The organism is Haloferax sp. Atlit-12N (assembly GCF_003383095.1).
GTDB lineage: Archaea > Halobacteriota > Halobacteria > Halobacteriales > Haloferacaceae > Haloferax.
This window is the reverse complement of the sequence record NZ_PSYW01000001.1, coordinates 592,103-617,164: the sequence shown is the minus strand read 5'-3', so window position 1 is coordinate 617,164 and position 25,062 is coordinate 592,103. Positions and strand designations below refer to the sequence as shown.

The following is a 25,062-nucleotide window of genomic DNA, read 5'->3' as shown; positions in this document are numbered from 1 at the left end:
CCGTTCGCCCCGCTCGCCCGCCCAACACCGGCCACCACTATTCTACCGGTCGCCACGCCGTGAGCACCGCGACCGCAAGCGCGACGACGACCCAGCCGACGAGTCCCGCGAGCGCTGCGGTCGGCGACCCTCCCCCGCCGGTCTCGACGGCGACGCCGAGGACGAGCGACCGAAACGCACCGTTCGGGCTCGCCGCGAGGACGAGCGGGACCGCGTCGATGCCGAGGGTTCCCGAGGCCAGTCCGGCAACGGCGGCGGCGTCGACGCCGACGACGAAGGCGACGAGCAGGCTGACGGCGAGCGCGATTGCCTGCCGGGCGGTCCGCGCAGCGGCCGAGACGGCGAGCGCGACGGCCGCGACCGCGAGGGCGAACAGGACCGTGAGGACGGAAAAGCGGAGGAACGCGACCGGCGAGTCGGCGGCCTCGTTCAGCGCGAGAAACGTCGGGTCCGGCGGCGAGAGCACCGGGACGGTCGCTCCCGCTGCGAGCAGCGACCCGAAGACGACGAACACGAGCGCGAGCCCCCGGCCGAGGTAGACGCCGCCGACGTAGGCCGGCCGGGACACGTCGAAGGTGCGGAGCACGTCGAGTTCGCCCGATTCGCGGTCCGAAAGCACCGCCCGATAGCAGAGCGCGACGGCGAGAAGCGGAACGAGGGCCTCCACGAACGGGACCAAATCCAGCACCAGCGGGACGTAGCCGCCGCGCGCGCCGGAGCCCGCGGCCGCGACCGCGACGACGGTCAGCCCGAAGACGACCGAGAGCGCGACGACCGTGGGGGCCCTGACGACCGTCCGAAGTTCGCGCGCCGCGATGGCGAACACGTCGCCGAGGCCGTCGAGGTCGCCGTCGCTCATCTGCCCGTCACCTCCTCGGTCGCCACGAGGTCGCCGAAGGCGGTCTGGAGGTCGGTCGCGCCGACCGACTCGACCACCGCCCGCGGGTCGCCGTCGGCGACGAACCGCCCGCCGTCGAGGACGACCACGCGGTCGGCGGTCCGCTCGATGGGGCCGAGGTTGTGCGACGAGAGGACGACCGCGACGCCCGCGTCAGCGAGGTCGGAGACGATGCCGAACAGCCGTTCGACCATGCCGGGGTCGAGGCCGCTGGCCGGCTCGTCGAGGACGACCACGGCCGGGTCGCCGACGAGCGCCCGGCCGAGACCGAGCAGGCGCGTCATCCCGCCGGAGAGCGCGTCGACCCGGCGGTCGGCGGCGTCGGCGAGGCCGACGCGCTCCAGCACGCCGGCCACGTCCACGTCCTCGTCCACGAACTGCGCGTAGAAGTCGAGCGTGTCGGCCGCGGTGAACCTGGCGCGGAAGCCGGGTTGCTGGGGGAGGTAGCCCACGCGGGCGCGCCCGTTACTGGCTCCGATGGTGACCGTTCCCTCGTCTGGCGCGCGGACCCGCGCGAGAAACCGTAAGAGCGTGGACTTCCCCGAGCCGTTGGGGCCGACGAGCGCGACGATTTCGCCGGGCGCGACCGACAGCGAGACGCCGTCGAGGACGCGCACGTCGCCGAAGGCGTGGCTGAGGTCGGTCGCGGCGATAGCTGGTCCGTTCGAGGTGGAATCGGCGGGTTCGCCCGTCGATTCGTCGGAATCCGTCTCGGCGGTCGTCGCGGGTTCGGGGTTCGGCATCGTGGTGGATTCGTCAGTCATCAGTCTCCTCCGTCGCGTTCAGGGCGGCGAGCGTCTCCGGTCGAACTGGCTCGGTCCGGGGCGCGGCGTCGACGACGCCGGACCCACGGAGACCGGACACCGCGTCGCGGGCGCGACGGAGCGCGCGCACCGCGGGCGACTCGGAGAGCGCGAGCGCGCCGGGTTCGCGGCCGAGTTCGGCGTCGACCACCCCGGAGGGCTGGTACGCCCGGTCGTAGACGCCATCGCCGTTCGCGTCTTCGAGCGGCAGGTCGCCCCAGTAGTTGCCCTCGCCGACGACGGTCCACGTCCGCATCGGGCCGAGCGACGACTCGACGCGCACGTCGTTGCCGACGATGTCGTTTCGGACGACGACGTTCGTCGGGAACGTCGAACTTCCGCGGATACCGACCCCGTTTCCGGCGACGACGTTTCCGACGTACACCTGCCGGTCGCCGCTCACGTCCATCCCGTAGTCGTTGCCGGCGAAGACGTTGTCAGCGACGTAGGTGTCGCTCCCGGCGGGCATGAACCCGAAGTCGGACTCGCGCACGTCGTTTCCGACCACGAGGTTGCCGACGGGCCGCGTCATGAGGACGACGCCGATGCGGTCCCCGCGGACGACGTTGTCGGCGACGAGCGCGTCCGAGGTGTACATCTGGTGGACGCCGTAGCGGCCGTCTTCCATGCGGTTGTCGCGGATGACGCTCCCGTCGGCGCGATGGGTGTAGACGCCGTCGCGGCCGCCGAGGAACGTCGAGTCCTGTACGACCGACCGCTCGCCGATGAGGACGACGCCCATGAAGCCGTCGGAGGGGTCGTCGGCCCCGCGGACCGTCACGCCGTCGACGACGCTGTCGGCGCTCTCGCGGGCGATGATACCGCTCGCGGGCGTGTCGATTTCGACGCCGCGGATCGCCGACTCGTTCGCGCCGTCGAGGACGACGCCGGCGTCGCCGCGGCCGTAGGCGAGTTCGACGCGGGTGTCCCAGTCGACGGACTCGTTGGTAGCGCGGACCCGGCGAGTCCCCACCTCGCCGACGCCGGAGACGGAGAGGTTCCCGACCGCGCTCCGGTCGGCGCGGAGGTGGACGACGCTGTCGTTTCCGTCGCCGACGAGTCGCGTGTCGCTTCCGGCTCCGAGGAGCGTCACCGAGCGGTTCAGTTCGACCGCGTCGACCGAGTAGGTTCCCGCGGGGACGTAGACGGTCGTGTTCGCGGGGGCCGACGCGACCGCGGCTTCGACGGTCGGCGCGTCCTCGCCGACGACGGTCGAGACCGGCCTGTCGAACAGCGCATCACTCGCAGCGGTGGTCTGGTTCGCCCACTCGTGGTGGGCGGCGACCGACGACTCGAAGGCGGCGAGGCGGGACGAAAGCGGGTCGCCGGCGCGCTCGCGGAGCGTCGCCCAATCGACGACTTCGCCGCCGTGGGCGTCCGCGAACGAGCGCGCCGCGTCGGCGTCGGAAAACGGGACGGCAATCGGGCCGGAGGGGACTCGCGCGCCGGAGTCCACGACGAACGACGCCTCGGACGCTTTCGTCCAGCCGGTGTTGCGGTTGTGTTCGGTTCGGAGGTAGCCGTCGTCGTCGAGGTCGGGCGAGACCGTCGCGTAGTCAGTGACGAACACCCCGAGCGGGTCGCCGAACTGGCGGGCGCTCTCGGCGGTGGACACGTCCGCAGCGGCCGTGGTCACGCCGTAGTAGCCGATGATGTAGCGGTACCGAGAGAAGTGGACCTGCGCGAGCGGGACCTCGAACCCCTCGACTTCGGCCGTTCGCACGTCGACCGACGTGCCGCCGGTCTTGACCGTGTCGTCGAAGGGAACCGGCGACACGGACCCGGAGGCGGGGACGACGAAGGAGACGCTGGCGAGGACGAAGACGAGCGCCGTCGCGGCGGCGACCCAGCGGGTCGTCTCGGGTGTGACGAGCGCCATCGGTTAGCGCTCGACCCCGTCGGATTCGGGGGCTGCGGCGGGGTGAGCCGCTGCGTCGAGGTGTCCCCTCCCTGTCGCGCGGTCGTACATGCCGGTGGCTAGGTCTTCGGGGGGTGATATGCGCGATGGTCTGTCCGTCGAAGCCTCGCGGCCGGGGTGCGAACCGACCGAGGGGTCGACTTCGACCCGAATCCTTAATCATCGTCCATACTGATTCACGTGCATGTACGACGAGGAGGATTTGGCGTCCATCCGCGAGGCGCGCGACGAGTGGGAATCGGAGACCCGCGACCCCTTCTTGGAGAAGGGCGGCGAGCGCAAAGACCGGTTCGCCACCGTCTCTAACCACGAGGTAGACGACCTCTACACGCCCGACGACGTGGCCGACCTCGACTACGAGTCGGACCTCGGCTTCCCCGGCGAGTCCCCGTACACGCGCGGGGTGTACCCCACGATGTACCGCGGGCGGACGTGGACCATGCGGCAGTTCGCCGGCTTCGGCACGGCGAAAGAGACCAACGAGCGCTTCCACTATCTCATCGAGAACGGCCAGACCGGCCTCTCGACGGCGTTCGACATGCCCTCGCTCATGGGCAAGGACTCCGACGACCCGCTTTCGGACGGCGAGGTCGGAAAGGAGGGCGTCGCGGTCGACACCCTCCGCGACATGGAGGTGCTGTTCGACGGCATCGACATCGGCGAGGTGACGACCTCCTTCACCATCAACCCCTCCGCGCCGGTCGTCTTCGCGATGTACGTCGCGCTCGCGGACAACCGCGGCGTCTCCCGCGACCGAATCGGCGGCACCTTCCAGAACGACATGCTCAAGGAGTTCATCGCGCAGAAGGAGTGGGTCATCCCGCCGGAACCGTCGCTCAAACTCGTCACCGACACGGTCGAGTTCGCCGCCGAGGAGACCCCGCGCATCCGGCCTATCTCGGTGTCGGGCTACCACATCCGCGAGGCCGGGTCGACGGCGGTACAGGAACTCGCCTTTACCCTTGCCGACGGTTTCGCCTACGTCGAAGACGCGGTGGACCGCGGTCTCGACGTGGACGAGTTCGCCCCCCAGCTGTCGTTTTTCTTCAACTCCCACAACTCCATCTTCGAGGAGGTTGCGAAGTTCCGCGCCGCCCGCCGCATCTACCACGACGTGATGTCGGAGTGGTACGACGCCGAAGACGAGCGCTCGAAGCAGTTGAAGTTCCACACCCAGACGGCGGGACAGTCGCTGACGGCCCAACAGCCGCTCAACAACATCGTCCGCGTGACGATTCAGGCGCTCGCGGGCGTCCTCGGCGGCACGCAGTCGCTCCACACGAACAGCTTCGACGAGGCGCTGGCGCTCCCCTCAGAGGAGGCCGTCACCGTCGCGCTCCGCACTCAGCAGATAATCGCCGAGGAGTCGGGCGCGGCCGACGTCATCGACCCCCTCGGTGGGAGCTTCTTCGTTGAGACGCTGACCGACGAAATCGAGGCCGAGGCGATGGCCTACATCGAGGAGATTCGGGAGATGGGCGACGGCTCCGTCCGTGACGGTGTCCTCGCCGGCATCGACGAGGGCTACTACCACCGCGAGATTAGCGAGGCGTCCTACGAGTATCAGTCGCGAGTCGAAGACGGCGAGGAAATCGTCGTCGGCGTCAACAAGTACGACACCGACGACGACAGTCGCCCCGACCTGCTGCACGTCGAAGACGAGGTGCAGGACCGACAGCTCTCGCGCCTCGAATCCGTCAAGGAAGACCGCGACGACGAGGCGGTCGAAGCCGCCCTCGACGAACTCCGCGAGACGGTCCGAAACGGGGGGAACGTCATGCCGGTGCTTGTCGACGCCGCCAAGGAGTACGTCACGATGGGTGAGATCATGGGCGTGTTCGCCGAAGAGTACGGCACCTACCGCGAGACCATCGGCGTGATGTGAGCGTCGCCGACGCGGTGAGCCCGCCCGAAACGGTGGGGATGACATGAACGTTCGCTGACTGGAACGCGCGCCGCCGGCGCGCGTAACCGACCGACAGCCCGGTGGCCACCCGCGGCGAGACCACCCGCTCGGACAGCTGGACTACATAGATTTATCATGGAGGATTGGTGTAGTTAGCACGTACTATGGCAGACGGTGACACCGAACTGGAGGCACGGCTGGTCGAGCAAGAGGAGTTCGAACCCTCCGAGGAGTTCGTCGCGCAAGCGAACGTCTCCGACCCGGCCGTCTACGACGAGTTCGAGGAGAACTGGCCGGAGTGTTGGGAGGGGGCCGCCGAGATGCTCGACTGGGACGAAGAGTACGACGAGGTGCTGGACGACTCGAATCCACCGTTCTACAAGTGGTTCACGGGTGGCAAACTCAACGTCTCGTACAACTGCGTCGACCGCCACGTCGAAAACGGGGACAAGAACCGCGTCGCCATCAAGTGGGAGGGTGAACACGGCGAGACGCGAACCTACACCTATCAGGACCTGTATCGCGAGGTGAACGAGTTCGCGGCGGCGCTACGCGACCTCGGCGTCGAGGAAGACGACGTGGTCACGCTCTACATGCCGATGATTCCCGAGCTGCCAATCGCCATGCTGGCCTGCGCCCGCATCGGCGCGCCACACTCGGTCGTCTTCGGTGGCTTCTCCGCCGACGCGCTGGCGACGCGGATGAACTCCGCGGACTCCCGGTTCCTCGTCACCTGCGACGGCTACTACCGCCGCGGCGACCCCCTCGACCACCTCGACAAGGCCAACGAGGGCCTCGACGGTGTCGACCACGGCGTCGATGCCACGGTCGTCGTCGACCGCCTCGGCGACGACGGCTTCGGCCACGACCTGAAGGGCAACCAGCACGACTGGGACGACCTCCTCGACGAGCACGCGGGCGAGCGCATCGACCCCGTCGAGCGCGACGCCGAGGACATGTTGTTCCTGATGTACACCTCGGGCACGACGGGCCAGCCGAAGGGCGTCAAGCACACCACCGGTGGCTACCTCGCGTACGCCGCGTGGACCTCTCACGCCGTGCTCGACATCGAGAAAGAAGACACCTACTGGTGTTCGGCCGACATCGGCTGGATTACGGGTCACTCCTACATCGTCTATGGCCCGCTGGCGCTCGGAACGACGACGGTGATGTACGAGGGGACGCCCGACTTCCCGAACCGCGACCGCCTGTGGGACATCATCGAGAAGTACGCGGTCGACATCTTCTACACTGCACCGACGGCGATTCGCGCGTTCATGAAGTGGGGCAGCAGGTTCCCCGAACAGCACGACCTGTCGAGCCTCCGCCTGCTCGGCACCGTGGGTGAGCCAATCAACCCGCGCGCGTGGAAGTGGTACTACAAGCACATCGGCAACGAGGAGTGTCCGGTCGTGGACACGTGGTGGCAGACCGAGACCGGCGGCATGATGATAACGACCTTACCGGGAATCAAGAAGATGAAACCCGGGTCCGCCGGGCCGCCGCTGCCGGGTATCGACGCCCAAATCGTCGACACGAGCGGGAAACAGGTCGACGCCGGACGGGCGGGCTACCTCACGGTGAACAGGCCGTGGCCGGGGATGCTCCGGACGCTCTACAAAAACGACGAGCGCTTCATCCAGGAGTACTGGCAAGAGTACTCCGACGTGGACAGTGACGACCCCGACGACTGGGTCTACTTCCCCGAGGACGGCGCGAAAATCGACGGCGACGACTACATCACCATCCTCGGACGGGTGGACGACGTTATCAACGTCTCGGGCCACCGCCTCGGGACGATGGAAATCGAGTCTGCCATCGTCGGCGTCAAGGGCGTCGCCGAGGCTGCCGTCGTCGGCGGGAACCACGAAGTGAAAGGCGAGGCCGTCTACGCCTACGTAATCACCGAGGAGGGACAGGACGAGGACGACCAGATGCGACAGCGCATCATCGAGGGCGTCGAGGACGCCATCGGTCCCATCGCCCGTCCCGAGATGGTCGTGTTCACGCCGGAACTGCCGAAGACGCGATCCGGGAAGATTATGCGCCGCCTCCTCGAGGAAATCGCGAACGGCGAGGACCTCGGCGACACGACGACGCTTCGGAACCCCGAAATCGTCGAGTCGATTCAGCGGCAGGTCGAAAGCGAGTAACCACCGGCTCCACCACCGTCGGCTCCGTCCTATCGCGGCTTTTCTTCGACCCACGCCGACAGCGACGGCTCGTCGCGGAAGTACAGCCGTTCCCGGACGCCGTCTCGTTCGACCACGGCGAGGAGATGCTTCTCGGAGAGTCGAATCTCCTCGCCGCTGTAGGTACAGGGTTCGATTCGTTCGTCGCCCGGCCGCCACAGTCGGTGGGGGACGACGCGGACGATGGTCTCGTCCCGCCCCGTCGGTGAGCGTCCGGTGTAGTCTGAAAGCGCCATACGCGCGCTACGAACTCCTCGAATAAGGTATTTTCCTGCATAGTTTGTGTAGTAATATAGTCTCTCGCGGCGCGAGTCGTGGGATATTGTCTCTCTGTGCGTGAATTGTTCTCAAGGGTTCGGGCCGCGGTACCAGCCCGCACATTTATTTTGAACGTTAGTGAAGGATACCGCGTATGAAGAAACCACTCCTGGTGACGGAGTTCCTCGACCGCGCGCGGCGGTACTACGGGGACGAGGAGGCGGTCGTGGCGACGACGGGCGAGCGCTTTACCTACGACGAACTCGGCGAGCGCGCCGACGGTTTCTCGGCGGCGCTCCAGTCCCGTGGCGTCGAGAAGGGCGACCGGGTCGCGGTGCTCGACCCCAACACGCACTACCACCTCGAAGCCGCCTACGGGTCGATGCAGTTGGGGGCCGTCCACATGCCGTTGAACTACCGGCTCGTCCCGGCCGACTTCGAGTACATGCTGAACGACGCGGACGTGACGGCCGTCTACGCCGACTACGCCTTCGCCGAGAAGATAGACGAGGTCCGCGACGAGATTCCCGCCGAGATTTTCGTCACGAACGACCCCGAGAAGGCCGCCGAATCGACCGACGGGGAGTGGCTCGACTTCGACGAACTGGTCGCGGAGTCGACCGACTACGAGCGGCCCGAGATGGACGAAGACGACATCATCACTATCAACTACACGTCGGGGACGACCGGCGACCCGAAGGGCGTCTGCCGCACCCACCGCGCGGAGACGATTCACGCCTATCTCATCTCGATGCACCAGGACATCGCGGATGACGACGTGTATCTCTGGACGCTTCCGATGTTCCACGTCAACGGCTGGGGTCACATCTACGCGATTACCGGCCACGGCGCGAAGCACGTCTGTACCCGCGGGGTGGAGGCGGAGACCGTGTTAGACGCCATCCGCGACGAGGACGTGTCGTATCTCTGCGCCGCGCCGACGGTGCTGAACATCCTGATGAAACACTACCGCGAGGAGGGTGGCGTCGAGACGACAGGTGCGAGCCCCGTCCGGGCGGCGACCGCCGGTGCGGCCCCGCCGGAGGCGACGATTCGGACTGTCGAAGATAAGTTCGGCTGGCGGCTCATGCACGTCTACGGGGCCACCGAGACTGGCCCGCTCATCACGACCTCGGAGGCCGGACGCTACCTGACGGACGGCGACGACCGCTTCGGCGTCAAGAAGAAACAGGGCATCGGCTACCTCGGCACCGACGTTCGCGTCGTCGACGAGGACGGCACCGACGTGCCGAGAGACGACCAAACCATCGGTGAAATCGTCGTCGCGGGCAACCAGGTGATGGAGAAGTACTGGAACAAACCCGAGGAGACGGAAGAGGCCTTCTCGGCGCGGCTGGAGGGCTACTACCACATGGGCGACCTCGCGGTCGTCGACGAGAACGGCTTCATCAGCATTCAGGACCGCAAGAAGGACATCATCATCTCCGGCGGCGAGAACATTTCCAGCATCGAACTGGAGGACACGCTGTTCGACCACGACGAGGTCGCCGACGTGGCGGTCATCCCCGTCCCGTCCGACGAGTGGGGCGAGTCGCCAAAGGCGTTCGTCGTGCCGACGAGCGGCGACCCCGACGCGCCGGGCGTCACCGCCGAGGCGCTCGTCGAGTTCTGTCGGGAGCGCATCGCGACGTACAAAGTGCCGAAGGAAATCGAGTTCGTCGCCGAACTCCCCAAGACCGCGACCGGGAAGATTCAGAAGTACGAACTGCGCGAGCGGGAGTGGGAAGACGAAGGGCGGATGGTCGGGGAAGGATAGGAACGACCGCGTTAAGCCCACATTTCTGCGGGTAGCGGGGTCTTAACCGCGGTCGAGGGGTCTGGTTTTCGTTCGAGGGCCGAGCGCGGTTCAGCGGTCGTCGCAGCCGCAGTCGAGGCCGAGTGAGGCAGGGTTGTTGTTGAACGCGTCGAGGGTGTCTTTGAGCTTCTCGCCGTCGACCATCTCGCGGTCGACTTTGACGTACCATCTCGTCTGCTTTCTACCGTTCTGCCATGACGAGGTGTGTCTGAGCCACGTACCGGCCATATTCTTGACTTGCTCGATGGTGTAGCCCTCGTAGTAGCCATACTTGATTTCCGCGCTGGTGCACCCCGATTGGAGCGTCCGAAGGTTGAGGACGGTGGCAATGTAGTGCTTCAGCATTATCTTCGCCTTGTCTCCCTTCGGCGGGTCGAGTAGAATCCCCCGCCAGTATTCGTTCGACCCCTCTTTCCCCGCGATTGTCAGGTCTTCGTCGGGCCACGTTTCTGGGTGGTTCGCCCAGTAGCCGGGCGTCTTGGGACAATCGATAGTCGCGGCCACGGAGCCGGAAACTGCGGGGATGCCGATACCGATGCCGAGCGCCGACATCGCGCCGAGTCGGAGCACGGAGCGTCTTGTCGGTTTGAATCCGCCGTTCGTGTCGTCTGTCATGATGGCTGCCACGTATGTGGCTGATGCGTTATTTGCGATTCACCGGGTTAGTTATAAATCGAACATTCACGAAGGACGGGAGCTTAACGGTCGCTGTCGACCCGGGAGAATCGCGTTGAAACGGTGGAATCCGTGCATATATATCTAGTATTCTGATAGTTGTGAATCGATAGTTGACCTGTCCACGCGGTCGGCGACGCTGCGGACTCGCGGGCACCGTGCCCTCTCTGAAGCGAGTTCGTCACTGCCTTCGACGACCGGCCGAGGCGGACGAACGTGGCGAGCAAGTCCACCTCCGGCGCGTATTTTACGTCTGCAACGCGTGAGGTACAACAGACCGCTCAGTCGTAGGCGTCTCTATCCGGCAAACTCCTTATATTGTGTTGCAGACTGACCACATTTATCATCATTGTTAATACAAGTAATAGGGAATCCATACATAACTATTATTAACGATGTATCCGCCGATGTGTCTATGGCACGGGATAACAAGTCTCTAAATCGACGAGACGTGCTGAAGGCGACTGGTGCTGTTGGGACCGCTGGCTTGGCAGGGCTGGCGGGGTGCACCGGCGGCGGTGACGACAGCGGCGGCGGAGGTGGTGGCGGCGGAGACGACGAGTATCCGGCGCTGGGCAACTTCCCCATCGAGGGCGACACGGCCACGTTCGGGTTCAACGTCCCGCAGTCGGGACCGTACGCCTCGGAGGGTGAAGACGAACTTCGGGCGTACGAACTCGCGGTGAAGCACCTCAACGAGGGCGGTGGCTGGGTCGACTCGCAGTTCGACGACCTCTCCGGCGACGGCGTCCTCGACTACACCATCGACCACGTGGACGGGGACACGGCCACGGACGCCGACCAGGCGCGGCAGTCCGCCTCGGGGATGATTCAGCGCGACGACGCCATCATGATTTCCGGCGGGTCGTCCTCGGCGGTCGCCATCGCGGTGCAGGGGCTGTGTCAAAACGAGAAAGTCATGTTCATGTGCTGTCTGACGCACTCGAACGACACCACCGGAAAGGACTGCGTCCGCTACTCCTTCCGCGAGATGTTCAACGCCTACATGACGGGGCAGGCGCTCGCACCGGTCGTCCGCGACGCCTACGGCGAAGACCTGCAGTTCTACCAGCTCTACGCCGACTACAGTTGGGGGCAGACCCAGCAGGCGTCGATGGAGCAGTTCATGACGGACGTCGCCGGGTGGGAGCAGATCGAGTCGGTCGCAACACCGCTCGGGACGTCCGACTACTCGACGTACCTCTCGGAGGCACAGAGCTCCGGTGCGGACGTGCTCATCTTGAACCACTACGGCCTCGACGGCGCGAACTCCATGCAGCAGGCCATCGACGCCGGCATCGACGAGGACATGGAAATCATCGTTCCGCTGTACAACCGCCCGATGGCAGAGGCTGCCGGCGGCGCGATAGAGGGTATCTACGGCACCGTCGCGTGGGACTCGCAGATAGACAACACGCCGTCGCAGGAGTTCACGCAGGCGTTCCGAGACGAGTACGACCGGACGCCATCGGGGCCCGCTCAACTGGCGTACGCACAGACGCTCCAGTACGCGGCCGCCGTCGAGCGCGCGGGCACGTTCTACCCGCCGGAGGTCATCAGACAGCTCGAAGACTACGAGTACGACAACATCGGCATGGGTGCGGAGACGATGCGCGGCTGTGACCACCAAGCGCAGCGAGACGTGCCGGTCGTCCAGGGCCTTCCCGCCTCCGAGCAGAGCGAGGGGACGTACTTCAACATCGTCAACATCACCAGCCGCGACGACCTCGGCTACGCGTGCGACGCCGGGCCGGCGGCCGAGTGTGAACTCGGGTCCTACGAGTAGACACTCACCTCCACCGTTATCTTAATGAAAGTTAATCGCAGACAACCACGCACACGTAAATGAGTAAGTTTAGCATACCCATGGTAGTTCGCGCTTCGAACATCCGAGGCGGAGGTGGGAGGCGATGAGCCTTCTGTCGGACGTGCTCGTCATCCTGCTCAACGGGCTGCAGCAGGGGGCTATCTACGTCCTCTTGGCGGTCGGTCTCTCCATCATCCTCGGCACGCTCAAGTTCGTCAACTTCGCGCACGGCGCGCTGTATCTCATCGGCACGTACGCGGGGCTGTTCGTCGCGCTGAACGTCCCGCTTTCGAACGGGAAACTCGCCGAGTGGGGCTTTTCGAGTTTCGGGCTCGACATCGGCTTCTTCGCCGCCCTGATTTTCGTCCCGATTTTCGTCTTCGGGGTCGGCCTGTTGATGGAGCGGTATCTCGCGCGGGCGTTCTACGACCGCCCCGACACCGACCAGATTCTCGTCACGTTCGGCCTCGCAATCGTCGTTCAGGAGCTGTTCCGCGTCCTGTTCGGCAGCAACAGTCTGCCGTTCGAACAGCCCGAGCGAATCCTCTCGTTCGGCTCGTTCGCCGGCTTGCCCGTCTCCGGCCCCATTGCCCTGCCCATCGTCGGCAACTTCCCGCAGTGGCGGCTCTGGGTCATCGGCATCACGGCCGTCCTCGTGGCGCTCGTGTACCTGCTCGTCGAGTACACCGACTTCGGTCTCGTCGTCCGCGCCGGGACCCGCGACGCCGAGATGGTCCGGCTCCTCGGCATCAAAATCACCCGTCCGTACATCGTGGTCTTCGGCATCGGCGCGGCGCTCGCCGGGGTGGCGGGCGTCGTCGGCGGCCCGCTGAACGTCGTTAATCCGACCATCGGGACGAACATCCTCGTCCCGGCGTTCCTGACGGTCGTCATCGGCGGGGTCGGAAGCATCGCCGGCGCGGTCCTCGGTGGTATCGTCTTCGGCCTCACGACGGCGGCGCTCGTCTCCTTCGCACCCGCGTGGTCGCAGGTCGGCCTGTACGCCATCGCGGCTATCGTCCTCCTGACGCGGCCGCAGGGCCTCCTCGGTGACGAAGAGGTGTCGCCATGAGCGAGAAGGACGCCAACCCGAGCGCGAAGGACGCGCTCGTCGGCGGCACCCTCTTCGGTCGCTGGGAGAAACTCCGCGGCCGCGAGGGGACGGTCGTCGGTATTACGGCCATTCTCGTCGCGGTGTTCCCGTACCTCTTCGCCCGCGCACCCGTCGTCTCGGGGTTCCTGCAGGGCTACCAGAGCCTCGCGACGCTCATCCTCATCTGGGGCATCTTCGCCATCGGCTTCGACCTGCTGCTCGGCTACACCGGACTGCTCTCGTTCGGCCACGCGGCCTTCTGGGGCGGTGCGGCGTACGCCGCGGGTATCGTCGCCAAGAACGTCAGCGGCGACCCCATCGTGATGGTCGTCTCGGGGACGCTGTTCGCCGTGCTCCTCGCATGGGTGCTCGGCTTCCTGTCGCTCCGTCGCGGCGGCATCTACTTCTCCATCCTCACGCTGGCGTTCGCACAGATGTTCTACTACATGGCCGCGTCGCCGCTGGCGTTCCTGACCAACGGCGAAAACGGGCTGACCGGCGTCGAGGTCGGCAGTTTCCTCGGCGTCATCCACCTCGAAGCCGACATCCCGTCCGTCGGTGGGATGCTCCTCGGAACGTGGCTCTACGCCTTCGTCGGCGTCTTCTTCGTCGGCGCGGTCGCGGTCGCCTACCGCATCCTCAACTCCCCGTACGGGATGGTGTTTCGCGCCATCCGCGAGAACGAACAGCGCGCTGAGTTCGTCGGACTCAACGTCTGGCGGTACAAGCTCATGGCGTTCATCATCTCGGGCGGGTTCGCGGGCGTCGCCGGGAGCCTCTTTACCATCCACGGGGCGTACGTCCCGCTCCAGTCGCTGTTCTGGACGGAGTCGGGCGACATCGTCGTCATGACCGTCCTCGGCGGCGCGGGCTCGATGTTCGGGCCGGTCCTCGGCGTGGGGCTCTACCTCTACATCGAGAACATCGTCAGCACCATCCAGGCGCTGACGATTCCCTTCACGGACATCGTGCTCGTCCGGGACTTCGGGTTCTACTGGCACCTGCTCTTGGGCGTCGTCTTCGTCGTGGTCGTCTGGGTCGTCCCGGACGGCCTGTGGGGCATCCTGAACCGGCTCCGCGAACTCGCGGTCGACCTCGGTTCGAAGGCGGCGAAGCGACTTCGTGCACGCTCCGAGAACGGAGGTGGCGGCCAATGACGCTCCTCGAAACGGAGAACCTCGTCAAGGAGTTCGGCGGCCTCGTCGCGACCGACGACGTGAACCTCACCGTCGAGGAGGACGAACGCGTCTCCATCATCGGCCCGAACGGCGCGGGGAAATCGACGCTCATCAACCTCATCACGCGGCGACTCGACCCGACCAGCGGCGACATCCGGTTCAAAGGCGAGTCCATCGTCGGCCTCGAACCGCATCAGGTGGTCCAACGCGGCGTCTCGAAGTCGTTCCAGACCGCCTCCATCTTCCCCGACCTCACCGTCAGGGAAAACGCCGAAATCGCGGCGCTGGCAGCCGAGCGCGGCGCGTTCGGATTCGAGTTCCTGAAACACCGCGACAGCCTCACGGACGTACACGGCGTCGCCCGCGACACGCTCGACTCGGTCGGGCTGTTGGACCGCGCAGACACTATCGCGACCGACCTTCCCTACGGCGACAAGCGTCGCCTCGAAATCGGTATCGCACTCGCGAGCGAGCCCGACTTGCTCCTCATGGACGAACCGACCGCCGGCATGTCTCCCGAGGAGACGAAGTCGACGGTCGACCTCATCGAGCGGGTCAAACGCGACCACGGGCTCACGTTCGTCCTCGTCGAACACGACATGGAAATCGTCTTCAGCATCTCAGACCGCATCGTCGTCCTCAGCCGCGGCGGCATCATCGCCGAGGGAACCCCCGACGAGATTCGGGGCAACGAAGCCGTCCAAGAGGCCTACCTCGGAGGTGTCGAGCTATGAGCCTCCTCGAAATCGACGGTATCGACGCCTACTACGGCGAGAGCCACATCATTCGTAACCTCTCGATGAGCGTCGAGGAGGGCGAGATATGCGCACTCCTCGGCCGCAACGGCGCGGGCAAGACCACCACGCTTCGCTGTATCGCCGGCGCGACGCCGCCGGACGTGCGGGAGGGCAACATCCGGTTCAAGGACGACGATATCACCGGCATCCCCGCCGAAGACGTCTCGGTCCGGGGCATCTCGCTGGTGCCCGAGGAGCGACGCATCTTCCCGAACCTCTCTGTCGCCGAGAACCTCCACCTCGCGGAGGTCGTCAACAACAAGTCGAACACGTGGGGCCGGTCGCTGTCGTTCGGCCACAAGGGGATGTCGACCGAGGAGGTCTACGACCAGTTCCCCCGACTGGACGAGCGGCGAGACCAGCGCGCGGGGACGCTTTCCGGCGGCGAACAGCAGATGCTCGCCATCGCGCGCGCCCTGAAGCAGAACACGGACCTGTTGCTCCTCGACGAGCCCTACGAGGGGCTCGCGCCGAAGATTATCGAGGACGTGGAGGACGCGGTCGAACGAATCAGCGAGGCGGGCACGACCATCCTCCTCGTCGAGCAGAACGCCGCGGCGGCCATCAAACTCGCCGACCGCGCGTACGTCATCGACCAAGGGGGCATCGTCTTCGACGGGACCGCGGAGGAACTCCGCGATGACGCCGAGACCCGCGAGCGGTATCTGGGGGTCTGACGATGGCCGCGACCGATATCGACGCCGACCCCGAGACGGCGCTCGAAACGCTCATCGAAGCCGGCGCGGTCGACGAAGCGCCGGACGGGACGCTTTCGACCACGGAGGAGTTCGAGAAGACGCTCGCCGTCTACCACGACATCTACGGCGCGGTCTCGACCGAGGAGTTCCACCAGACCGTCTCGGACCTCTTCGGCGTCGCACCCGAGAACGTCGAGGCGCGACTCGACGAGTTCGGCGTCACCAGAGCCGACGTGGTCGCGTATCTCGCGGCCAAGTCGTTCCTCGACGTGCCGGTCGAACAGGACTCGCTTTTGGTCATGGCGGGCCTGCTCGTCGAGATGACCTCGTCGTCGCCGGTGCCGAGCGCGCTCGACGAACTCGACGACGGCACCTTCGAATCGTACCTCGCAGACCACCCGGACGCCGTCGTTCTCGTGTGGCGTCGCTTCTGCGAGCCCTGTGACGCGATGAAGGAGGACCTCGACGCCATCCTCGACCGGGTCCCGGACGGCGTCGCGGCCGCGGGGGTCGACGGCGAGGCGGCAGACGAGTTCTGTCGGCGATTCGACGTCGAGTCTGCGCCGACGGTCCTGTGCGTCCGGGACGGCGAACTGCGAGAACGAGCGTCCGGTCGTCAGACCCCAGACGAAGTTTCGGGGCTCTTCGACCGGGTTTACTAGTCTTTTCGCTTCGTCGTGCCCGTCACCATGACGGGCCGCTCGGAGTTCAGAATCACCGTCTGTGTGACGCTCCCGAACAGCGCCTTCCCCGCCGGCGAGCGCTTCCGCCCGGCGGTGACGATGAGGTCTGCGTCCTCCTCGTCGGCGAACTCGATGATGACCTCCGCGGGGTCGCCGGACGACTCGTTGACGTCGTACTCGATACCGCGGTCTTCGAGGAACTCGCCGGCCTCTCGGACCGAGTGAATCTGCGTCGCCGACGCCCCGCTCGGGTTGTCGGTGAAACTGTGGACGAGCGTGACTTCCTTCTCGTCGGGTTCGCCGGGGAGATTCGCGACCTCTTCGACGCACGCGAGCGCATGTTCCGCATCGTCATCGACACCGATTACCACGTGATACATACTACCACGTCCCGGTCGCCGGTCTTAGTATTTGTGCTGAACGTTCGTGCGGGTTACGCCGCGTCGTCAAGTCCGGCCGAGACGTAGACCACGAGCACGAGCGGGACGCCGAGGACGAGCGCGATAGTTAGCGCACCGTAGGCCGCAAAGCCGAGAGGCGTCGGCGGGAACGGCACCAAAAAGAGGAACCGAGGCGCGCTGAGGCCCGAGACGAACGTGCCCGTGAGGTAGCCCGCGACCCCGGCGACGGCGACGAGGGCGGCGTACAATCCGAGGACGAAGCGGTGACCGCCGACGTTCGAACTCACGGTCCACGCTCGGTGTCGGACGCTGTTAGGGGTTTCCGTTCGCCTCGATGGGGGTTGGTTCCCGCCTCGTACCGATGCACCTTTTGCCGCACGCGCCAAGAGTGAGCTATGTCGGATACCGATATCCTCGGACTCGTGCTCGGGGCCATCGCGATACTGATGTTCGCGACGGGCGTCCTCCTCGTCGTCTGAGGTCCCGCCGCTTTTCCGCGTCGCCGTATCGAGAGCAGTCGCGTTTCTCCACCGTGACCGCCGTCGCTCAGAGAGGTGGCGCTGGCGATACCGTGCTATTTCAGCGCACGCGAGCGAGCGACCGCTCCGATAACGCACGTGCGGGCTCGCGGGCACACGGACAGTCAGCGTCGCCGGGCGCGTTCGCTCTCGAAAAACAGCGTCCGAAAAATGAAACCGAAACGCCGGCGAGCGGCGTCGACTACGCGTCGTCCGCGGATTCCGCGTCCGCGTCGTCGACCGTCTGCCCGCCGTCGGTGGCGAGTTCGGTCTCGTCTTCGCCGCCGTCGGTGACGGCCGTCTCCAGTTTGCGCTCGAACCAGGTCCACTCGGCCGTGACGAGGTCGTCGTCGGCGAGGTCCCACGGGTCGCCGTCCTGGACTTCGCGGCCTTCGAGCCACGACTGGACGAAGTTCCAGACGAAGATGATCTGGCCGACGAGCAGGATGAGGGCGCCGACCGTGGCGACCTGGTGGAGCGTTGCGAACTGCGGCAGGTAGGTCGCGTAGCGACGCGGCATACCGCCGTAGCCGAGCAGAATCATCGCGAAGAACGTCAGGTTCGTCCCGACCATCGAGAGCCAGAAGTGCCACTTACCGAGCGTGACTTGGTACATCCGGCCGGTGTAGATGGGGAACCAGTAGTAGAGTCCGGCGAAGCCGGCGAAGGCGATGGCTCCCATGACGATGTAGTGGAAGTGTCCGACGACGTAGTAGGTGTCGTGGAGCACGAGGTCCACCGGAATCGACGCGAGGAAGACGCCCGTCACGCCGCCGATGATGAAGTTCGAGACGAAGCCGATGCAGAACAGCATCGGCGTCGTGAGGCGAATCTTCCCGTTCCACATCGTCGTAATCCAGTTGAACGTCTTGACCGCGCTCGGTATCGCGATGGCCAGCGAGACGGCCATGAACGAGGCGCGAAGCCGGGGGTCGATCCCCGTCGCGAACATGTGGTGCGCCCAGACGCCGAACGAGAGGACGCCGATGGCGAGCGTGGAGTAGACGACGAACTTGAACCCGAAGAGCCGACGGCCCGCGAAGCGCGGGAGCACGAGGCTCACGATGCCCATCGGGGGCAACACGAGGATGTACACTTCGGGGTGGCCGAAGAACCAAAACAGGTGCTGCCAGAGAATCGCACCGCCGTCGACCGAGAAGAACATCGTGCCGAAGTTCCGGTCGAGAAGCAGCATCACGATGGCGCTGCCGAGAAGCGGGAACGCGAAGAGGATGAGACCCGACTGGGTCAGAATCGTCCACGAGAAGATGTCGAGGTTCGCCCACGAGACCTTCTCGTTACGCTCCGTGAAGATGGTCGCGATGAAGTTGATCGCACCCATCGTGGCCGAGACACCGGAGAGGTGCAGGCCGAGAAGCATCAGGTCGACGCCGGCGTTCATCTGGTTGCCGGAGCCGACACCGGCTGAAAGCGGCGTGTACATCGTCCAGGCCGTCTGCGCCGGGATGACATCCGGGATGGGGAAGAACCCGGCCCAGATGAGCAGCGCCGCCGGCGGCAGGAGCCAGAACGCGATGGCGTTGATACGCGGGAACGCCATGTCGTCCGCGCCGATGAGAAGCGGGATAAAGTAGTTCGAGAACGCGGCGATGATGGGCGTCCCGAACAGGAACAGCATCGTAATCCCGTGGCTTGTGAGCAACGAGTTGTAGAACGTGTTCGAGATAAGCGTCATCGACGGGTCCGCCAGTTCAATCCGCATCAGGACGACCATGAGTCCGCCCACGGCGAACGCGACGAGCGCGTACGCGCCGTAGAGCATCCCGATGTCCTTGTGGTCGACCGTCGTCAACCAACGGATGACCCCGGATGGTTTCTCCTCCGAGACGTACTGCTCTGCGGTACCACCGACCGTGCCTCCGCCCGCGAGCGGAGTGTACGACCGCCAGTCTTCGACCCGCGCGAGCCACGCGGCGACGGCGATGAGGAAGACCCCCATAAGCACCGTCAGTGCTAACTGTCCGTTAACCTCCATGGAAGTGCCTGAGTAGTGCAGGGTAATGAAAGATTCGGGACTGCCCTGCGATTCGAGGTGCTTTAAGCCGTCTCGTCCGCGGCTTCGACGGCGTCGTCATCCGGCGATTCTTCGAGTTCGGCCGCCTCCTCGCTCTCTTCTTCGTGAAGCGGCTTCGCGCCGGGGACGGTCGCCTGTCCGGGCGCGTAGACGGTGCCTTCCTTCTCGGAGCCCGCGATGGCCTTCCCAGAGAGGTAGGTGAGCGCGGCGAGGAGCACGAACGGCGCGATAAGGAGCGCGTACTGGAGCCCCGACGTGAGCGATTCGAACCCAAACGGATTGACGAAGGTGAAAGCCACCACGAAAAACAGGATGATGGCCAGCGGAACCATGTTGACCGTGAGGTCGAGGATGGTCTCCTTGTCGAACGTCTTGGTTGCCATATCGAGACACTCGGGGACGCCGTTCAAATAGATTGTTGGTTTCTCGTTCGGTCGGGGTGGGTGGCGGCGGCCGCGGGGTCTCCCGTGGGATCGCTCGCGGCAGTCAGAAGGTCTGTCGCTGCTCGCGGACGAACAGTTCGAAGACGACGCCGCCGACCACCAGCAGAATCGCGGCCGCGATGACCGCGTAGCCGCGGGTGACGAGGGCGATGTTGGTGAACGCGAGTCCCCCGCCGAACGCGAGTAAGATGACCGCAAGCGCGGTGACTGCGCGAATCGTCGAGGTGACGTAGCCGGACTCCTTGAGGATGCCGACGACGCTCCCACCGAACAGGAGCAGTCCGCCGACGGCGAGTGGAAACAGGCCAAACAACAGACCCAACTCGGAGATCGGTATCCCGAGCGCGATGAACACGGGCCACGGACTGGCCGTGCGGTACTGGTCGGAGAGTCCCGGCGCTTCGTCCATACCCGCCCGTTGGACTGTGTGGTAACAAGCCCTTCGGAACCGAGACTAGCGGAGGGAGATACCCTGCCGAGCGAGGAAGTCGCTGACCGCACGAATCTCGACCGGACTCCCGATGATTCGGCACGTGCCGCCGTCCTTTCGGTGGACGGAGACGATGAACTCCGCTTCGAGGTCGTCGCGCACGCTCTCCAAGAGGTCGCAGGGGAGCACGATTTGCGTGCTGTCGCGGAGCGTTCGGGGGTCGGGCATCGGTGTTCATCGGGCGGTCGAAGGGGTCGTGTATAACCGTGCCGAAACTCGTCTCCCCGCGCACGCGAGACTGCCGCGATATCCGACGCGTCGGCGAGGCGGAATCTGCCGCGCGGAAGGAAAGGGTTTTTCGACGGACGCGGCGGAACTGTTGACGATGGGACTGGAGGAGGAGATCGAAGATATCCGCGAGGAGATATCTAACACGCCGTACAACAAGTCGACCGAGGCGCATATCGGTCGGCTGAAGGCGAAACTCGCGGAACTGAAAGAGAAACTCGAAAACCAGAGTTCGGCCGGTGGCGGCCAAGGGTACGCCGTCGAGAAGACCGGCGACGCGACGGTCGCGCTCGTCGGCTTCCCCAGCGTCGGCAAATCGACGCTCATCAACGCCCTCACCAACGCCGACAGCGAGACGGGCGAGTACGAGTTCACGACGCTCAACGTGAACCCGGGGATGCTGAAATACAGGGGTGCGAACATCCAGATACTCGACGTGCCGGGGCTCATCGAAGGAGCCGCGGGCGGTCGCGGCGGCGGTAAGGAGGTCCTTTCGGTCGTCCGCACCGCCGACCTCGTCGTGTTCATGCTCTCGGTGTTCGAGATAGAGCGCTACGAGCGGCTGCAACACGAACTCTACAACAACAAGATTCGGCTCGACACGTCGCCGCCGAACCTCTCTATCAACAAGAAGGGCAAAGGCGGCATCAACGTGACCAAAAGCGACAGCGTCGACCTCGAAGAGGAGACTATCAAGGGCATCCTCCGCGAGCACGGCTTCGTCAACGCCGAGGTGACGCTCCGCGGCGAGACGACCATCGACGAACTCGTCGACGGCATCATGAAAAACCGCGTCTACCTGCCGTCCATCGTCGCCGTCAACAAGGCCGACCTCATCGACAAGGACTACCTTCCGACCGTCGAGGAGAACCTCCGCGAGGTCGGTCTCGACCCCGACGAGGTCACGTTCATCAGCGCCGAGGCCGAGAAGGGCCTCGACGCGCTCAAAGAGGAAATCTGGGACGCTCTCGGGCTCATCCGCATCTACATGGACAAACCCGGCCGCGGCGTCGACTACGACGAACCGCTCGTCCTCCGCGAGGGCGACACCATCGACGACGCCATCCACGAACTCGGTGCCAAACTCGACGAGCGGTTCCGGTTCGCCCGCGTCTCCGGCCCGAGCGCGAAACACGACGACCAGCAGGTCGGCCGCGACCACGTCCTCGCCGACGAGGACGTGCTCCGCATCATCGCCCAGCGGTGACGACCGACCCGGCGGCCCGGTCGGATTCACAGTCGTCCGCGCGCCGCCGCCTCCAGCTATTCTTCGTCTTCGTCCTCGGTCTCGTTCCGTGGTCCGTCCAGACGTTCACGACCGGGAGCACCACGCTCCTGTTCCCGTGGGGGCTCGTCGGCCCCTCGACCGGGAGCGTGACGACCATTACCGACTTCTTCCTGCGCTTTACGATGGGGCTTCCGGACTACATCCTCGTGTGGCCAGTCGGCGTCGCCTGTTACCTCGTCGCGCTCTCGGGCGCGCTGTTCGGCCGCGAGGACGTTCGACTCACCGCGGCCGGGCTCGTGCTCGCCGGCGTGACTCAGTTAGAGGTCGCCCGCGGGTTTTCGGTCCAACCGGGTCGAACCGCGTGGCCGGTCGGGACCGTTCTCCTGTGGGCCGTGGCTGGGTTCGTGTATTGGTCACGCGCGGGCGGGCGCGAAGCCGACGGCTCCTCGCGCTGAGAGTAATCAGGATTCCCGCTGCCGGCGACGAGCCAGCCCGAACCGATGCGTTCCTCTTCTCAGTCGTCCGCGGCCGTCTTGGGGCGGTAGTTTCGGCTGACGGCCTTCCACGTCCCGGTCTTGAAGCGGTAGTAGTTCAGCGCCGCCGGAATCGTCGTCTCGGCGAGGAACGCCAGATAGAGTCCGGTGAGGCCGAGCGAGGTGACAGAGCCGATGTAGGTGAGCGGAATCGACCCGAGGAACATCCCGACGAACTGGCTGCCGAACGTCCAGCGGGTGTCGCCGCTGGCGTCGAGGGGGCCCGCGGAGCCGCCGGAGACGCCCTGTAAGATGACGGCGAGACAGGCGACGTAGACGAGGTCGACGGCGATGGGGACCGCCGGGTCCGCCGGGTTATCCACGAACCCGAGGACGATCGGCCGGGCGAATATCGCCACGAGCGCCGCCGACACGAGATACGTGGCGACGGCGAACCGAATGACTTCGTTGCCGTAGGCCTCTGCGGTCTGTTCGTCGTCCTTGCCGAGCGCCTGCCCGACGAGGCTCGACGACGCCAGCCCGAAGCCCCAGCCGGGGGTGTTCATCAGGCCCCAGATGCGGCGGGCGATGACGAACGCCGCGACCACGTCGGGCCCGAAGCTGTCGAGGATGGCGAGCATCGGGAACTCGGCGACGGTCCAGACGAGTCCGCGACCCATCACGGGCAGGCCGATTTTCACGAGGTCGACGAGCGTCCTGGGGTCGACGAACGACCCGAACGGGTCGATGGTGACGGGGAACGCGCCGACACCGGGGAGCGACCCTCGCGACAGACCGACCGCGAATGCGCTGGCGACGACGACGTTCGAGAGGACGGTCCCGAGCGCCGCGCCCTCGACGCCGAGGTCGAGGCCGAAGATGAGCACCGCGTTGAGGACGATGTTGATGACCGCACCGCTCGCACGGAGTGTCATCGCGGTGTAGGCGTCGTCGCTGCCGACGAGGACGCGGCTCCCGATGAGGTTCAGGCCGGCGAAGGGGACGCCGAGCCCGACGATTCGGAGGTACGCCGCTCCGAGTTCGATGGCACCTTGGTTGCTGCTCAGCACGGAGATGAGTTCGGTGGGGAACAGCCAGAAGACGGCCGTGACCGGGAGCGTGGCGATGACGGTCAAGAGCGCGCTCGACCGCACCGCGAGTCCTAACTCGTCTATCGCGTCCGCGCCGAAGCGCTGAGAGACGAGCGCGATGGTCCCCCCAGCGATACCGCCGCCGAGTGCGAAGGCGAGTCCCCAGTACGGCCCGGCGAACCCGACGCCGGTGATGGCGACAGTCCCGGAGGCGATTCCCACCATCGCCACGTCGACGGCGTTCTTCGACATCCGGGCGATGCCGGTGACGACGCGGGGCCACGAGAGGTCGGCGATGCGGACGGCACGCTCGCGGTCGAGGAGACCGATTCGAGCGAGCGCCAGCCCGATGCCGAGGATGAGGAGGCGAACGGGGTTGGGGACCGGGGACACTGCTGAATCGTAACTTCGGGGGGTACTTATGTACCACGTAACGGGCGGAAAACTCCCGTAGACGGCGTGTGACAACCATCCACGGTGGGTTCCGCGTTCGGTACGTTTTTCGCCAGCGCGACACATCAATCGGGTATGTCCGGAACCCTCGACCACGTGATGATTCGCGTCGAAGACCTCGAGGAGTCGCTCGACTGGTACACGACCCATCTCGGCTACGAAGAGAAGGGTCGCTGGGAGGCCGATACGTTCACCAACGTCTACCTCGGCCCCGAGGACCTCCACGAGGAGGGCGCGGTCCTCGAACTCACCTACAACCACGGCGACAACACCTACGAGATGGGCGACGCGTGGGGCCACATCGCGGTCCGCGTCCCCGAGGACGAACTCGAATCCTCCTATCAGCAGCTCATGGACGAGGGCGTCGAAGACTACCGCGACCCCGAGTCCTGCGGCGGCCGCTACGCGTTCGTCAAGGACCCCGACGGCCACGAGGTCGAAATCGTCAAGCGCGACCACGGCGCGAAGTGGAGCCTCGACCACACGATGATTCGCGTCGAGGACGCCGACGAGGCGCTCGGCTTCTGGACCCGAAAGTTCGGCTACGAGCACACCGGCCGCTGGGAGTCCGACACCTTCGCGAACTACTTCATGAAGCCCGAGGACGCGGCCGAAGAGGCGATGGCCGTCGAACTCACCTACAACTACGACGGTCGGAGCTACGAGATGGGCGACGCGTGGGGCCACCTCGCGGTCAGCGCCGACGACCTCCACGAGTACTGGGAGACGCTCATGGAGCGCGAGGCCGAAGACTACCGCGACCCCGAGTCCTGTGACGACATGTTCGCGTTCACGAAGGACCCCGACGGACACGAAATCGAGGTCATCCCGGCCGATTTCGAGTCACCGGAATAACAAGTAGGCGTTCTAACACGTCGTCTTTCCTGTTTCTTTACTGAACAATACGCCCGTTACGACGCTCTCCTCGGAGAGATATTCCACAAAGTATTTACCCAATCTCCGGAGAGTCGCTTTCGTAC

Annotated in this window: 24 protein-coding genes; 12 read left to right on the top strand and 12 right to left on the bottom strand. The window is 65.5% G+C overall.

All coding sequences use genetic code 11. The features are described from left to right. Positions 1-37: 37 nt before the first annotated feature. Genes C5B90_RS03210 through C5B90_RS03200 form a run of 3 tightly spaced genes read right to left on the bottom strand, consistent with a single transcriptional unit; the run spans position 38 to position 3,580 of the window. Entirely contained in the window at positions 38-859 is an 822-nt protein-coding gene (locus C5B90_RS03210) for an ABC transporter permease (RefSeq protein WP_115879050.1), read from the bottom strand. Further along, positions 856-1,662: an ABC transporter ATP-binding protein gene (locus C5B90_RS03205; protein ID WP_115879048.1), complete on the bottom strand. Its 807-nt coding sequence runs from the start codon at positions 1,660-1,662 to the stop codon at positions 856-858. The genes C5B90_RS03210 and C5B90_RS03205 overlap by 4 nt, the downstream gene beginning before the upstream one ends. Further along, positions 1,655-3,580: a NosD domain-containing protein gene (locus C5B90_RS03200; protein WP_115879046.1), complete on the bottom strand. Its 1,926-nt coding sequence runs from the start codon at positions 3,578-3,580 to the stop codon at positions 1,655-1,657. The genes C5B90_RS03205 and C5B90_RS03200 overlap by 8 nt, the downstream gene beginning before the upstream one ends. 223 nt (positions 3,581-3,803) lie before the next feature. On the opposite strand from C5B90_RS03200, the gene C5B90_RS03195 reads away from it, so the two are divergent. Beyond that, the gene (locus C5B90_RS03195; protein ID WP_115879044.1) at positions 3,804-5,504 is read left to right on the top strand and encodes a methylmalonyl-CoA mutase; all 1,701 of its coding nucleotides are present in this window, start codon (positions 3,804-3,806) and stop codon (positions 5,502-5,504) included. Positions 5,505-5,689: 185 nt separating this feature from the next. Beyond that, a complete protein-coding gene (gene acs / locus C5B90_RS03190) occupies positions 5,690-7,678 on the top strand; it encodes an acetate--CoA ligase (RefSeq protein WP_115879042.1) in 1,989 nt (662 codons plus the stop codon). Positions 7,679-7,707: 29 nt separating this feature from the next. Here acs and C5B90_RS03185 read toward each other — a convergent pair whose 3' ends face one another. Then, entirely contained in the window at positions 7,708-7,953 is a 246-nt protein-coding gene (locus C5B90_RS03185) for a hypothetical protein (RefSeq protein ID WP_004972531.1), read from the bottom strand. Positions 7,954-8,129: 176 nt separating this feature from the next. Between C5B90_RS03185 and C5B90_RS03180 the strand changes: the two genes are divergently transcribed. Next, positions 8,130-9,752: a long-chain-fatty-acid--CoA ligase gene (locus tag C5B90_RS03180; RefSeq protein WP_115879040.1), complete on the top strand. Its 1,623-nt coding sequence runs from the start codon at positions 8,130-8,132 to the stop codon at positions 9,750-9,752. A 90-nt stretch (positions 9,753-9,842) separates the two neighbouring features. On the opposite strand, the gene C5B90_RS03175 is transcribed toward C5B90_RS03180, so the two are convergent. After that, positions 9,843-10,406, bottom strand: coding sequence for a Tat pathway signal protein (locus C5B90_RS03175; RefSeq protein ID WP_115879038.1), 564 nt, complete (start codon positions 10,404-10,406; stop codon positions 9,843-9,845). Between the two features lie 547 nt (positions 10,407-10,953). On the opposite strand from C5B90_RS03175, the gene C5B90_RS03170 reads away from it, so the two are divergent. The 6 genes from C5B90_RS03170 (at position 10,954) to C5B90_RS03145 (ending at position 16,701) form a co-directional block, all read left to right on the top strand. After that, positions 10,954-12,252: a substrate-binding protein gene (locus C5B90_RS03170; RefSeq protein WP_233511928.1), complete on the top strand. Its 1,299-nt coding sequence runs from the start codon at positions 10,954-10,956 to the stop codon at positions 12,250-12,252. Between the two features lie 124 nt (positions 12,253-12,376). Further along, positions 12,377-13,345, top strand: coding sequence for a branched-chain amino acid ABC transporter permease (locus C5B90_RS03165; RefSeq protein WP_115879036.1), 969 nt, complete (start codon positions 12,377-12,379; stop codon positions 13,343-13,345). After that, positions 13,342-14,523 carry a branched-chain amino acid ABC transporter permease gene (locus C5B90_RS03160; RefSeq protein WP_115879034.1) on the top strand — a complete coding sequence of 394 codons (1,182 nt, stop codon included), beginning with the start codon at positions 13,342-13,344 and terminating at the stop codon, positions 14,521-14,523. The genes C5B90_RS03165 and C5B90_RS03160 overlap by 4 nt, the downstream gene beginning before the upstream one ends. Then, the gene (locus C5B90_RS03155; protein ID WP_008092404.1) at positions 14,520-15,278 is read left to right on the top strand and encodes an ABC transporter ATP-binding protein; all 759 of its coding nucleotides are present in this window, start codon (positions 14,520-14,522) and stop codon (positions 15,276-15,278) included. The genes C5B90_RS03160 and C5B90_RS03155 overlap by 4 nt, the downstream gene beginning before the upstream one ends. Beyond that, entirely contained in the window at positions 15,275-16,018 is a 744-nt protein-coding gene (locus C5B90_RS03150; RefSeq protein ID WP_115879032.1) for an ABC transporter ATP-binding protein, read from the top strand. Before C5B90_RS03155 ends, C5B90_RS03150 begins: the two co-directional genes overlap by 4 nt. Before the next feature lie 2 nt (positions 16,019-16,020). Beyond that, entirely contained in the window at positions 16,021-16,701 is a 681-nt protein-coding gene (locus tag C5B90_RS03145; protein ID WP_115879030.1) for a co-chaperone YbbN, read from the top strand. Here C5B90_RS03145 and C5B90_RS03140 read toward each other — a convergent pair. From C5B90_RS03140 to C5B90_RS03115, 6 genes are all read right to left on the bottom strand, one after another. Continuing rightward, entirely contained in the window at positions 16,698-17,102 is a 405-nt protein-coding gene (locus C5B90_RS03140) for a universal stress protein (RefSeq protein WP_004972522.1), read from the bottom strand. The two genes, C5B90_RS03145 and C5B90_RS03140, sit on opposite strands and share 4 nt — an antisense overlap. A 53-nt stretch (positions 17,103-17,155) precedes the next feature. Next, positions 17,156-17,410: a cox cluster protein gene (locus C5B90_RS03135; protein WP_115879028.1), complete on the bottom strand. Its 255-nt coding sequence runs from the start codon at positions 17,408-17,410 to the stop codon at positions 17,156-17,158. Between the two features lie 433 nt (positions 17,411-17,843). Further along, the gene (locus C5B90_RS03130; protein ID WP_042666078.1) at positions 17,844-19,601 is read right to left on the bottom strand and encodes a cbb3-type cytochrome c oxidase subunit I; all 1,758 of its coding nucleotides are present in this window, start codon (positions 19,599-19,601) and stop codon (positions 17,844-17,846) included. A gap of 98 nt (positions 19,602-19,699) precedes the next feature. Continuing rightward, complete coding sequence (locus tag C5B90_RS03125) at positions 19,700-20,059, bottom strand: DUF6684 family protein (protein ID WP_115879026.1); 360 nt, start codon at positions 20,057-20,059, stop codon at positions 19,700-19,702. Positions 20,060-20,162: 103 nt separating this feature from the next. After that, positions 20,163-20,528, bottom strand: a complete 366-nt coding sequence (locus C5B90_RS03120; protein ID WP_115879025.1) for a cox cluster protein — start codon at positions 20,526-20,528, stop codon at positions 20,163-20,165. A gap of 45 nt (positions 20,529-20,573) precedes the next feature. Continuing rightward, on the bottom strand, positions 20,574-20,777 hold the full coding sequence (locus tag C5B90_RS03115; protein WP_008092415.1) for a hypothetical protein: 204 nt from the start codon (positions 20,775-20,777) through the stop codon (positions 20,574-20,576). Between the two features lie 157 nt (positions 20,778-20,934). Between C5B90_RS03115 and C5B90_RS03110 the strand changes: the two genes are divergently transcribed. Next, positions 20,935-22,044: a GTP-binding protein gene (locus C5B90_RS03110; RefSeq protein ID WP_042666065.1), complete on the top strand. Its 1,110-nt coding sequence runs from the start codon at positions 20,935-20,937 to the stop codon at positions 22,042-22,044. Beyond that, entirely contained in the window at positions 22,041-22,520 is a 480-nt protein-coding gene (locus C5B90_RS03105; RefSeq protein ID WP_115879023.1) for a TIGR04206 family protein, read from the top strand. Before C5B90_RS03110 ends, C5B90_RS03105 begins: the two co-directional genes overlap by 4 nt. Positions 22,521-22,579: 59 nt before the next feature. Here the strand turns inward: C5B90_RS03105 and C5B90_RS03100 are convergent, their stop codons facing one another. Continuing rightward, on the bottom strand, positions 22,580-24,022 hold the full coding sequence (locus tag C5B90_RS03100) for an MATE family efflux transporter (RefSeq protein ID WP_115879021.1): 1,443 nt from the start codon (positions 24,020-24,022) through the stop codon (positions 22,580-22,582). Between the two features lie 135 nt (positions 24,023-24,157). On the opposite strand from C5B90_RS03100, the gene C5B90_RS03095 reads away from it, so the two are divergent. Continuing rightward, positions 24,158-24,937 carry a VOC family protein gene (locus C5B90_RS03095; RefSeq protein WP_115879019.1) on the top strand — a complete coding sequence of 260 codons (780 nt, stop codon included), beginning with the start codon at positions 24,158-24,160 and terminating at the stop codon, positions 24,935-24,937. The last annotated feature ends 125 nt before the right edge of the window (positions 24,938-25,062 follow it).